Origin of the sequence: Helicobacter sp. CLO-3, assembly GCF_001854545.1 — a bacterium.
GTDB lineage: Bacteria > Campylobacterota > Campylobacteria > Campylobacterales > Helicobacteraceae > Helicobacter_B.
In genome coordinates this window covers 19,585-32,028 of the sequence record NZ_MLQN01000004.1, presented here as the reverse complement: position 1 = coordinate 32,028, position 12,444 = coordinate 19,585, and the positions used below count along the sequence as shown (strand labels likewise).

Here is a 12,444-nt window from a genome sequence, read left to right as displayed (position 1 = left end):
TAAAATCCGCGTTTAGAATCCAGCATTATACAAGATTTTAGAATTTTTAATATAAATAGTGCTAATATTTGTGCTTTTATGAGCGTTTGGCGGCGTTTATCAAAGCCAAGCCAAAAGGAGCGAGCGTGGATTTTTCAGTAGTGATTTTGGCGGCGGGCGCTGGGAGCAGGATGTATTCTAGCAAGCCAAAGGTGCTGCATACCATTTGTGGCAAGCCTATGATAGATATGATTCTCACCCAAGCGCTTAGCGTGAGCGATGATGTGCGCGTGGTGCTGTATCACCAAAAAGATGCGATAGAATCTTACTTGCGCGCACATTTCAGCGCGCATTTTGCAAGCGGCGCGCTTGCTATTCATATCCAAGATCATGCCAACTTGCCCGGCACCGGTGGCGCGCTGCTAGAGATAGCGCCAGAATCTAAAGCGGATTCTAATGCAGAATCCACACCAGAATCTAGCGCGCCAAACAAACAAGCACTGCGCTTTAAGCATAAGCGCGTGGTGGTGCTAAATGGCGATATGCCCTTGATCCTCTCTAGCAGTATAGAATCTATCGCCAAAACCAAAGCATCCGCAGTGGTGGGTGTCATCGAGCTAGAGAATCCGCAAGGCTATGGCAGGGTGGTTTTATCCAGCGCGCCAAATTTAGATTCTGCGTCAAACTTAGATTCTGCTGCTTCGCGTCAAGATTCTGCGTCAAAACTAGATTCTGCATCTAAAAGCCCAGAATCCACCATGCCGCGCATCTCCCGCATAGTCGAGCAAAAAGACTGCGATGAAAAAGAAGCGCAAATAAAACTCGTAAATGCCGGAATCTACGCATTTGACACGCATATCCTAGAAGCCAATTTGCCAAAAATCAGCAATAATAACGCACAAAAAGAATACTATCTCACTGAAATCATCGCGCTAATCGTGCAGCAAGAAAAAAGCGCAAGCCAAAACAGCGACACAAACACAAGCGCAGCCAAAAGCAACGACACAAGCGCAAGCATCGCACCTTTTTACATCAGCCAAGATGAGTTTATCGGCGTAAATACCAAATACGAGCTCTCCATCGCAGAATCCATGCAGCTACGCAAACTCCGCAAACAAGCGATGGATAAAGGCGTGATTATGCGCCTGCCAGAGACGATTTACCTAGAATCTAGCGTGGTGTTTGAGGGCGAATGCGAGATAGAAAACAATGTCCGCCTTTGTGGTGACACCAAAATAATCCGCTCGCACATCAAAGCTGGCAGCGTGGTAGAGGATGCGATAATAGATTCTAGCGACATCGGACCCATGGCGCGCGTGCGCCCCAAATCTCACATCAAAAACACACATATCGGCAACTTCGTCGAAGCCAAAAACGCGCATATGCAAGGCGTGAAAGCAGGGCATTTGAGCTATTTGGGCGATTGTGAGATAGGGGAGGGGAGCAACATAGGCGCAGGCGTGATAACCTGCAACTATGATGGCAAAAAAAAGCACAAAACAACCATTGGCAAAAATGTCTTCATAGGAAGCGACAGCCAGCTAATCGCGCCTGTAAATATAGAATCAGACACGCTAATCGCGGCTGGCTCTAGTATCACTGCGGATGTGAAAGAAGGCGAGCTAGCTATCTCGCGCGCCAAACAGCAAAACAAAAGCGGATTTTTTTACAAATTTTTTGGCAAAACTAGATAAATCCACAAACACCTAACATTAATTATGCTAAAATGATGTGTTTTGCAAATACAAATCGCGCTTTGTTGCATTTATAAAAGCAGGGTGGAAGTGGCAATAGGGCGCATCAAGCGTAAGGGGAGAGTATGCTTAAGACTTTTCGCGCAAAGATGATTTTCACGCTTTTGGTGTTTTTTATGGTGGGTGTGTTTGGGCTGATTTTCTTGCTGAAAAGCAATTTCAACAGCCTTGCGATGCGAGAATCCACCAATGTGTCAAATATGCTTAGCCAGTCCATTTTCTACGCGGTGCGCTCGGGGATGAATATGGGCTCGCGCGAGGCGATTGATGAGAGTGTGGAGTATTCCAAAAGTATCCCGGGTGTGGAGGATGTCAAAATCTATCAAGCACCAAGTGTCGTCGAGCTTTTTGCTATCCAGAATCCGCTCGTGCCTACCAGCGTGGCGCAAGGGGTGTTTGACTCCAAAAAGCCAGTGCTTGAGAATATTTCAGAAAATGGCGAGCATTTCGTGCATCTCTATGAGCCGCTTATCGCGCAAGAGAGCTGCCTTATGTGTCATGCCAATGCGAGTGCGGATGATGTGCTAGGTGTCATGGAGCTAAAGATTTCGCTATCTGATTTGCATGAAGAGATAAATAATAGCATGTATTGGGTCATCGGCTCTACGATAGTGGCGTGCCTTATAGCGATCGCTGGGCTTTGGGTGTTTTTTGAAAAGGAGCTTATAAAGCCGCTTGGCTCGCTGCGTATGATGGCGCAAGATCTCACCAGCACCAAAGAGGGCGATCTCACTAAGCGCATCACGATAAAAACGCAAGATGAAGTGGGCGTGACTTCTTCGTTTTTCAACCGCTTCATAGAAAAAATCCAAAACACCATAAAAATCGCCAAAAATGTGTCGCTTGAGAATCTGCAAACCATAGACAACCTGCATCAAATCTCGCTTGAGCTCACCAAAAACTCCAATATCCAAGTAGCGCATATCGGCGATGTGGATGAGTTTTCCAAAGATATCGCTAGCCAAACTCGAAGCGTCAAAGGCGAAGTGGATGATATGATGCAAAATGTGCTAAAGACGCAAAAAGCGCTCGATGAGTTTATAAGCAAGCTGCAAGAGGTCGCTGAGCATATGCAAAGATCTAGCGAAGATCACAACCACATCCTAGAAGGCGCAAAAATGCTTATCGAAAACACCGAGCAGACGCGCAAGACGCTAACCTTTATCGATGATATTTCTAAGCAGACAAATTTGCTCGCACTCAATGCCGCTATCGAAGCAGCGCGCGCGGGCGAGAATGGCAGAGGGTTTGCGGTGGTGGCGGATGAAGTGCGACATCTCGCCGAGCGCACGCAAAAATCGCTCAATGAAATCTCTGCTATCACCAATGCCAGCGTGCAAAGCATCCAAGAAGTGGGTGAGGAGATAAAAGCCACCGCGCAAGAAGCGCAGCAAGTCGCGATACAAGCGCAAGAGCTGATACAAAGCGCGAATGAGACAAAAACGCTGCTAAGCAACACGCTAAACTCTTCGCATAGAATTTCAGAGCAAAATGAAGAGGTGTTTGAAGAGACGCAGCAGCTTAGCGAGAAAATGCATAAAATCGTCGAGCTATCCGCGCGCACAAAAGAGCTTGGCGGCGAGCTGGATTCTATCGTGCAAAGCACAGAGAGCAAGACAAAAGAGCTAGATAAGGGCATCTCGGCGTTTAAGACTTGATAGCGATTTGATGGGCGATGATAGGATTAATAAGCGCGCCACAGGCTGATTTTGTGGGCAGGATGATGGATTTGCTGGCACCGATAACTAAAAATAATTGTTTTGCAAGAGTCGCTTTCTGGCGTATGAATGGTTTGCTATTTGACTTGCGGTTATGCTCGATTCTGCTAATTCTCTTAGCATCCATAATACCTTAAGTGGCAGCAGCTCCACTGTTCAATTTATATGGGATGGTGCTATGACCAATGCAGCTTTATTTTGCATGCTTTTAGTTTGATTTTAGCGAAAGTTTTGACGCTTTGTTAAAAATTAAAAATAGCAAAACTACAACCACGCTTCTTGTAACTTTTTGTTTGCAAATAATATTGACGCTATTTTATCATTGGGTTTTAAGCATCTGCTACAAGCCATGCTATCGCGAGGCAGAATCTAACTCCTCGCATCACAAAGTGCTAGGCATAGATGCACCTGCGCGCCGGCATTTTGGCATACTTCTATCGCTTCAGAGAAGCTCGTGCCAGTGGTGATGATATCATCGATGATTATCAAATCGCGCTCTTTGTGCGTGTAGCGCAAGCCGCGCTTGTGGCTTTGGCGGTATGCTAAGGATTTGCCAGCATAAGAGATGTCATGCGCGGCTTTGAGCTCGCCATAGATGGGCGCTAGCCCGCTGGCTTTGGCAAACTCGTGCATGATGACGCCTGTGTGTGAGTAAAAACTCCTAGCGCTATCATCGATTCCCACCATGCAAACACCGCGCAAATCCACGCCCGCCAGCACCTCGCCAAAGCACTTATGCGCGGCTTTTCGCGCTAGGCGCGCTAGGATTCTAGAGCCAATAGCATAATATTTCGTCCGCAGCAAAAACTCCACATCATCATACGCAAAAAAGCCATACACGCGCACGCCGCGCACTTCTCGCATGCTAAGGCGAAAGGGGATAGATTCTAGGCAGCGCTCACACAGCACGCCAAGGCAGAATCTAGCGCATGAGAGGCATTTCATCTAGTGCCTTGCGAGTAAGGCTCGCGCGCCCAAATAAAATCTCGCGCAATAAAATCCTGCACGAGAGAATCTAGCATAATAAAATCCAGCGCGACAAAATAGCGCGCAATAAAATATAATGATTTGGATTCTGTGATTTTAGATTCTATTATTTTAGATTCTATTATTTTAAAATCTTGCGCTTTGGATTCTAGCATTTTGCCGCCCTAGATTTTTTGCCACCTTGGATTCTAGCGCCCAGAATCCAAATCGCCAGAATCCAAAACACTAGAATCCGCGCTTGCAGAATCCACTTCAGAATCCACCGCCAAAGAATTAAAGTCGCCAGAATCCACCAAAGAATCCACCCCGCCAGATTCTAGCTCCTTTTGCGCGCGCTGTATATGTGCGATGATTTGCTTTGTGATCGCTTCTCTATCATCGCTTGCGTTTATTATAGCGGTGCGCTTGGCGATTTTTCGCGCGGTTTGGAGGATTTTGCTTTGGATATTTAGCAGGTATTCTATGCCGCGCGCCTCGATAGCATCGTGCGTCTTGCTAGCTAGCCTTTGTGTAAGCGTGTCTTTGTCTATCTCAAAAGCGATGCAAAGCTCGGGCAGCACGCCTTGCGCGCAAAAAAGATTTATGGATTCTGCCTGCGCGAAGGGCGCATACGCGATGCCAGAAATGAGGCTTCTATCAGAGATGATGAGCTTTTGGCGGTTTGGCTTGATGACTTTGTCAATATGCTCGGCGCGATCGGCTAGAAACAAAAAAAACTCCGCCATAGCGCTTAGTGGTGCTTGCGCGCGCTGACTATTTTCAGCATTTTGGCTATTTGCGCCCCCATGATTTGCGCCCTCGCAACTATTCTGACTCAAATCCTGCAAACTATGGCTTTGCAGTATCATCTCGCGCACGCGCACGCCTAGCGCGCTTCCGCCGGGCTCTTTGGTATAAATCGCCTCGGGAAACACACCCTTTAGCCGCTCAATCTGCGTGGATTTGCCACAAGTATCGATGCCTTCAAACACTACATACATGGCATTTTGTCCTTGATATACGCAAACGCCGCGCTTGGGATTAGATGCGAGATTTTGCCGCGGTGGCTTAGGATGTTGCGCACGATAGATGAGCTGATAAAAGCATTTTGCAAAGTCGGCATAAAATAGATAGTGTCAAGCTCCGGGTTTAGCGAAGTGTTGGTATAGCCCATTTGCAGCTCGTATTCAAAATCGCTCACCACGCGCAAGCCGCGTATCAAAATTTTGGCGTTGTATTCTTTGGCGAGATCAGCTAGCAGCCCGCCAAACTCGATGCAGCAGACATTATCAAAATCGCTTGTCACAAGCCGCGCCATCTCAAGCCGCTCCTCTATGCTAAAAAGCGGCTGCTTGGACGCGGAATGCGCGATCGCTAAAATGACATTATCAAAAATCTCGCAACTGCGCTTGATGATGTCTAAATGCCCATTGGTAAGCGGGTCGAAGGTGCCGGGGTAGATTCCGATTTTATGCTTCATTGGCTAGTCTTTTTGGGTTTTTCTTTTTGTTTTTGGTTGGTTTGGACGCTGGTTTGGTGCTTGTTTTGGCTAGATTCTGGCGCGCGCTAGAATCTAATCTACTAGAATCTATTTTGCCAGAATCCATTTCGCTAGATTCTCCCCAGCGCTGGTAGAGATCATTTGGTATGCGAAGTATGTCAAGCCATTTGCCATAGATAAAATGCTCCATTTGCGCTAGGTTTTTGGGGTATGAGTAGTAGGCAATGATGGGCGGGGCGATGATGACGCCAAGGCTCGCAAGCCGCTGCATCTGCTCGCAGACAATCGCATTTAGCGGCATTTCGCGAGGCGCTAGCAATAGCGTGCGCCGCTCTTTTATCATCACGCTTGCTGCGCGCGAAAGCAGCGTGTCGCTGATGCCGCAAGCGATTTTGGCAAGCGCGTCCATGCTGGTAGGGATTATCGCCATCATCTCTGCGCCAAAGCTGCCTGAAGCCACTGGCGCGCCGATCTCATCATCATGCCAAATGTGGATTCTGGGTGTTTTGGCGCTGGCAGAATCTAAAGCGCTAGAATCTAAATCGCTAGAATCTAAATCACGCGCAGAATCTAAAACGCCAGAATCTGATTTGCTAGATTTTGCTTTGGATTTTTGGCTAGATTTTGGCGCAGAATCTAAATCGCGCGCAGAATCTAAAGCTCTAGATTCCCCAAAATCCGCACGAGAATCCACCCCGCGCACGCCCTCATTTCTAGCATTTATCAGCATAGATTCTAGCCCCTTTATATCAAGCCCTAGTTCGTATTTAGCGCATTCACACACGCCGCGCGAAAGGATGATATGCACCTCAAACTCCCTAGGCAGCACGCGCAAAAACCCGCTCGCAAGCTTCACGCCACTCGCCCCGCTGATACCTAGTATAAACCTATTATGCGTATTTTTCATATTTTCCATATTTCCATTGTCTTGGCTTTGCAAATCTCATTACTATCGCGCATCAGCCTGTGTTGCGTAAGCCCTGCGCGATGCCTATGATAGTAGAGTGGATTTGCTCCATGATGCGCGCGCGCTTGGCTTCATAGCCAGCATCTTGGTATTTTTTGATAAGCTCGATTTGCAAAAGATTTAGTGTCATTACAGAGGTGTTTCGCAGGAGGATAGATTTTTGCAGCGTCGGCTCGCTATCTAGCAGGCTTTCTTCGCCGCGTATTTGGATGAGCGCTTGGAGCGTTTTTTTGTGCTCTTCTAGGATTTTGCCCCAGATGGTATCGCGCAGATTCTTGTCTTTGACAAAGGCGTTGTATTGGCTAGCGATGCTTAGATCCACCTTCAAAAAGGCTTGCGAGATGTTGCTAATAGTCGCGGCGAAAAATTCAGATTGCGCGTAGCATTCTTTGAGTGTTGTCATATCAATCGCCTTTAGCCCACTGCCTAGCCCATACCACGCGGGGATTATCGCGCGGTTTTGCGTCCAAGCAAACACCCAAGGAATCGCGCGCAAATCCTCTACTCTCATCGTGTCTTTGCGCTTGCTAGGGCGCGAGCCTAAGTTTAGCTGCTGTATGAAAGATATGGGTGTGGCGGCTTTGAAATAATCCATAAATCCATCTGTCTCATAGACTAAATCGCGGTAGGTTTTGTATGAGATGCTAGAGATTTGCTCCATGATTTGCTTGTGGTTTGGGCTTATGGAGCAGCGCGCGCCGATGGTGAAGCTTGCGGGGCTAGAGTCTTTAGAATCCGCCACTGATTTGGATTCTGGCGCTTTGGATTCTGGTGACTTGCGCGCGCTAGATTCTGGCATTTTTGGCGTGCGAGAATCCAAAACATTTTGCGCGCTAGAATCTAAATTGACATCCGCACAATCGCTAGAAAACACATCATAGCTGGTTTTTTTAAGCAGCCCTGCCATCGTCGAGGCTAGGAAAAACTGCGCGGAGGAGACATTGAGATATTTTGAGCTTATGACTTCGCCTTGCTCTGTCGTCTTTAGAAATCCCTGCACGCTGCGTGGTGGCGAGGCTAGAAGTGCTGATTCTAGTGTGCCTCCACCGCGGCTCACGCTTCCGCCCCTGCCATGGAATAGCACAAACTCCACGCCAAGCTCACCCTCAAGCGCCTTTAGCTCTTGTATCGCGACATAGAGGCTATAGTTGCTCGTGAAAATCCCGCCATCTTTGCTAGAATCTGAATAGCCCACCATTATCTCTTGGCGCATGCCGATGTCATGCAAATAATGCGCGTAATGCTTGTTTTGCACCAAAGTTCGCATGATATCGCCCGCACGCCGCAAGTCATCTATCGTTTCAAATAGCGGCGTGATAGCGATGCGCGCGCGCATTTTTTTATCCTCATCTTTTGCCTCGCTAGATTCTAGATTCTGCCGCTCGCTTTTATTTTTGCTAGGCTTCCACAGCCCGCTTTGTTTGGCAAACCACAGCACGCAAAGCAAATCGCTAGCATCGGTAGTCATCGATAAGATAAAGGTTTTTAGCACATTTTCATTGATGTATTTTTTGCCCCAAACGATTCGCATAAATATCTCTATCACATTTTGCGTAGTCTCGCTTAGCTCATCGCCTATCGAGCCAAGCTCGATTTTTGGCATATCAAGTGCCGCGCTTAGCACTTCTAGCTTTTTCTCCTCGCGATAGCTCATGAAGTCATTATCACAAATGCCAAGCAAGCAGAAAATCTCGCTAATCGCCTGCGCGAAGACATCTTTGTGCTCTCTAAAATCAAGCTGCATCAGATGAAATCCGCCAAGCAGCACAAAGCGCCTAAATTGTCGCAAATACTTGCCTAGCACATCATCAAGGCATTCTATCAGCATCTCGACATCAGCGATAAGCTCTTTTGGCTCGGCGTAGGTGTTTGATATAGAATCTGGCGCATTGACAAATACTAGTCTATTTTGCAGCTTTTTTATCATCACATAGAGTTTGGCGCGGAAAGGCTCGCTAGCGCAGATTTTGGCGATTGGCTCGCTTAGGATGCTTGACTCTTTTTGCAGTGATTTGCTAAGGCGCGGCGAAATCTCGCAAGAATCGCTACTTATGGATAAATCGCGCACCAAGCGCTCTAGCTTTTTGATGTAAAAGTTTATGATGAGTTTGTGCTGGATTTTCATCACTTCTGTCATTAAGTCGTTGGTGACAAATGGATTCCCATCTCTATCGCCACCTATCCAGCTTCCTAAATGTATGGGCGAGTGCGTGAGCGGTTTTTTTAGCATTTTTTCTATGTAGTAGAGCACCTTTTGGCTAGCGCGCAGCACGGAGTTTTCTACGATATAGAGGAGATTGTCTAGCTCAAAAAGCACTTCTAGCTTTTGTGAGCGCACGAGGTTTGTATTCCACAAAAGGCGCAAGCGGTATTGAATATGCTCTTTTGCTTTGAGTTCGCCTAGCTCAAAGAGTTTATACAAATCCTGCGTGATTTCATAGTGTGCTTCTAGAAAAGTGCGGCGTCTAGATTCTGTCGGATGCGCGGTAAATACGGGATAAAAGCAGATAGATTCTAGTATCTTATCTAAATCATTTCTATCAAAGCCCTCTTTGATAAGGTCGGTATATGCGTATTCTATGCGCTCAAGGCTTTTGGTCGCATCTATGTTGAAGCGCTCCTCGACGATGTTTATGAGGATGTTGTATAGTGAGAAGGCTTTGATGACTTCGAGCGTTTTGCCAGAAAGCGAGATTTTCTCTATCTCATCGCGTATGCCATCTAGGCTTTGATGATCCGAGATTGATGGCGCGGAGGAGATTTTGTCATAGAGTGATAGGAAAAACGCGCAAACTTCTTTATCCACTTCTTGGAGCATTTCTATCATGATGTCTAGGATGAATTTTATCTCTTTGTCCAGTGAGTCTTCATCGAAAAATGGCGAGTGATGCTTTGTCATATGACTCCTTTTGTTGGTGTGGCTTTGTTGTGTCTTTGTGTGTGGCTTTTGCGCGCTTGCTTTGTTGGTGCGACATTTGGCGCTACTATGTTTTTATCACTTATTTTTTTGCCTTATGCGATTTTAAATATTTTGATCTCGCTATATTTTACATTTTGCATAAAACTCATTGTATCGAAAATATGTTTTATTTTGCTTTACAAAAAATCTCCTTAAATTTTTACCATAGTTTGGCGCATCTTAATTTCTTCTAGCAAAGTGGTTTTACTGGTATTTATGATAAATGGCTAAGTATAAAGCCATGATTTTGTATAATGCTTTTTGTGTTTAGTACGTGATTTGGGGCATTGATGTGCAATTTGCACTAGGTTTCATAAAGGCAAAAGATGAAGGATACAAAAGGCATAAAAATAAAGGCATTTTGGGCGGGTGCGGTGATGCTAGGGGTGGTGCTTTTGGTGGTGCTTGTCACTGGCTGTGGGGATGGGGCAGAATCTAAAAATGGGGATTTTGCAAATACCAAACCTTTGGAATCCGCACGCGCAAATGGCACAAATATGGGCGCGCCAAGCCATGCAAATGAGCGGCAGAATCTGCAAAATGTTGTAAATCTGTATGGTGCAGAAAATGAGTGCCAGAATCTGCAAAATGTTGTAAATCTGCATGGCGCTGCCAATCTGCCAACTTGCGCTAGTGTGGAAAATGCGTATTTTGCGAGGTTTCAAGACATTTGGCAAAAGGCAAAATCTCAAAAGGCGGAATCCAATAGTGATATGCAAGAGATTTTCAAGGCGAATCTGCAAGCGACTCACTATGATATGCGCGAGAAATCAAAGCCTATGGATATGCGCGAGTATATCGTGTATAAGCCACGCTCTCTAGGTGCTGGCAAGGTGGAATCTGGCGAAACAGATTTTGGCGAAACAGATTTTGGCGAAATGGATTTTGGCAAAGCGGATTCTGGCGCGCTGGATTCTGATGAGGTAGAATCTAAAAAGGAAGGCGCTGATAAAATGGATTTTGGCAAGGCGGAATCTAATGAAGTGGATTCCGAAAAAGCAGAATTTAAAAAAGTGGATTCTGCGATAGATTCCAAAAAGGCGGATTTTGGCGAGATAGTTTATAATGCCTGCACGCCCGCGTGGTGCGAGGTTTCTGCCTATAGTGTGCGCTCTATGCAGACGCGCGAGAATCTGATGCGTATCGAGCTTGATAAAAATGAGGGCATGGCGCATATTGTGTGGCTGGAGTTTCTTTTTGCGCGCGATTTTGGCGCAGAATCTAGTGTGCCGGATGCTAAAAAATCAAGAGGTGCTCAAAAATCAAGGGGCGCTCAAAAATCAAAGGATACCAAAAGCGTGGATTCTAAAAATCTAGATTCTGCCAAAATAGATTCTAGCGGCGTGGATCTTATGGGAAATAGCTTAGAATCCGTGCCCGCGGGTGCTGTGCGCGTATTTATCACCGATAAAAAAGGTGAGACTAGGTATATCGGCGATTTATCACCGCTAAAATAGTATGCCCTAAATATCACACCAAGTCGCGCCAGCAGAATCCAAAATAGCGCGCCAAATACATGCCAAGTCGCGCAAATTACGCGCACGATACACGCCAAATATATACAAAACCCAAAGCTTTAAGGCAAAAATTATCAAATTTAAGCTAGAATCCGCCGTCCTTTTTATTGATTGGTGTAAGGATTTGCGCGCTTGTGCTTGCAGTTTGTGGTGACAAAACTGCGCCAAAATCGCAAGCAAAGCACCCGCGCCAGCGCGCCAAACCCCAAAGCAAATCAAAAATTCACACATACCCATTCCTGTTTGTGTTGCAAGCATCGCTTGTTTTTGGGTATGGCGGACAAACCAAACTTTAGGAGAATACCATGGTCACTATGAAAGACTTGCTAGAATGCGGCGTGCATTTCGGGCATCAGACGCGCCGCTGGAATCCAAAGATGAAGCCATTTATCTTTGGCGTGCGCAAAAACATCCACATCATCGATTTGCAAAAGACACTTCGATACTTCCGCTACACTTACAATATCGTGCGCGACGCCGCGGCTGAAGGCAAAACGATAATGTTTGTAGGCACCAAAAAACAAGCCAGCGACACCATCAAAGAATACGCAGAAAAAGTGGGCGTGCCCTATGTCAATTATCGCTGGCTGGGCGGGATGCTGACAAATTTTAGCACGATACGACGCTCTGTGCGCAAACTAGAAGTGATAGAAGAAATGGAGACTAGCGGGCAAATCGATCTGCTAACCAAAAAAGAAAAGCTCATGCTTCTACGCAAAAAAGACAAGCTGACGCAATATCTAGGCGGCGTGCGACATCTCAAAAAAGCGCCGGATATGATTTTTATCATCGATGTGGTGAAAGAAAAAATCGCCGTCGCTGAAGCTAGAAGGCTAGGCATCCCAGTAGTTGCACCTCTTGATACCAACTGCGATCCGGATTTGGTGGATTATCCAATCCCAGGTAATGATGATGCTATCCGCTCCATACAGCTACTTTGCAAAGAAATCTCTGAAGCGATAATCGAGGGCAGAGAGATGAATGGCGATGCTGGCGAAGAAGCGCAAGAAGTAGCGCCCTCCACACAAGCCGAGCGCGATGAAGTCATCAAAGAAGCCGCAGAAGAGGCAAAAGGAGAATAAA

The 12,444-nt window shown here is 46.4% G+C and carries 11 protein-coding genes; 4 read left to right on the top strand and 7 right to left on the bottom strand.

The window, feature by feature from the left end; translation table 11 throughout:
• Window positions 1–125 precede the first annotated feature (125 nt).
• Together BKN38_RS01905 and BKN38_RS01900 are read left to right on the top strand one after the other, a co-directional pair.
• A complete protein-coding gene (locus tag BKN38_RS01905; RefSeq protein WP_233712844.1) occupies window positions 126–1,673 on the top strand; it encodes an NTP transferase domain-containing protein in 1,548 nt (515 codons plus the stop codon).
• Window positions 1,674–1,798: 125 nt separating this feature from the next.
• On the top strand, window positions 1,799–3,391 hold the full coding sequence (locus BKN38_RS01900; RefSeq protein ID WP_066456640.1) for a methyl-accepting chemotaxis protein: 1,593 nt from the start codon (window positions 1,799–1,801) through the stop codon (window positions 3,389–3,391).
• Between the two features lie 429 nt (window positions 3,392–3,820).
• Here the strand turns inward: BKN38_RS01900 and BKN38_RS01890 are convergent, their stop codons facing one another.
• From BKN38_RS01890 to BKN38_RS01865, 6 genes are read right to left on the bottom strand one after another with little or no spacing between them, the layout of a single operon-like run.
• Window positions 3,821–4,396: a hypothetical protein gene (locus tag BKN38_RS01890; RefSeq protein ID WP_066456630.1), complete on the bottom strand. Its 576-nt coding sequence runs from the start codon at window positions 4,394–4,396 to the stop codon at window positions 3,821–3,823.
• A complete protein-coding gene (locus BKN38_RS01885; protein ID WP_066456628.1) occupies window positions 4,393–4,593 on the bottom strand; it encodes a hypothetical protein in 201 nt (66 codons plus the stop codon). The genes BKN38_RS01890 and BKN38_RS01885 overlap by 4 nt, the downstream gene beginning before the upstream one ends.
• Window positions 4,594–4,626: 33 nt before the next feature.
• Complete coding sequence (locus tag BKN38_RS01880; protein WP_070957667.1) at window positions 4,627–5,418, bottom strand: dTMP kinase; 792 nt, start codon at window positions 5,416–5,418, stop codon at window positions 4,627–4,629.
• Window positions 5,409–5,897, bottom strand: coding sequence for a pantetheine-phosphate adenylyltransferase (gene coaD, locus BKN38_RS01875; protein WP_066456624.1), 489 nt, complete (start codon window positions 5,895–5,897; stop codon window positions 5,409–5,411). Before coaD ends, BKN38_RS01880 begins: the two co-directional genes overlap by 10 nt.
• On the bottom strand, window positions 5,887–6,834 hold the full coding sequence (locus BKN38_RS01870; RefSeq protein WP_143000180.1) for a UbiX family flavin prenyltransferase: 948 nt from the start codon (window positions 6,832–6,834) through the stop codon (window positions 5,887–5,889). The genes coaD and BKN38_RS01870 overlap by 11 nt, the downstream gene beginning before the upstream one ends.
• A 43-nt stretch (window positions 6,835–6,877) precedes the next feature.
• A complete protein-coding gene (locus BKN38_RS01865; protein ID WP_233712843.1) occupies window positions 6,878–9,784 on the bottom strand; it encodes a phosphoenolpyruvate carboxylase in 2,907 nt (968 codons plus the stop codon).
• A gap of 386 nt (window positions 9,785–10,170) precedes the next feature.
• Here BKN38_RS01865 and BKN38_RS01855 point away from each other — a divergent pair, with 386 nt between their 5' ends.
• Window positions 10,171–11,301, top strand: coding sequence for a hypothetical protein (locus BKN38_RS01855; RefSeq protein ID WP_070957665.1), 1,131 nt, complete (start codon window positions 10,171–10,173; stop codon window positions 11,299–11,301).
• Between the two features lie 6 nt (window positions 11,302–11,307).
• Here the strand turns inward: BKN38_RS01855 and BKN38_RS01850 are convergent, their stop codons facing one another.
• Entirely contained in the window at window positions 11,308–11,592 is a 285-nt protein-coding gene (locus BKN38_RS01850; RefSeq protein ID WP_066456601.1) for a hypothetical protein, read from the bottom strand.
• A 74-nt stretch (window positions 11,593–11,666) separates the two neighbouring features.
• Between BKN38_RS01850 and rpsB the strand changes: the two genes are divergently transcribed.
• Entirely contained in the window at window positions 11,667–12,443 is a 777-nt protein-coding gene (rpsB, locus tag BKN38_RS01845) for a 30S ribosomal protein S2 (RefSeq protein ID WP_066456596.1), read from the top strand.
• Window position 12,444 lies beyond the last annotated feature (1 nt).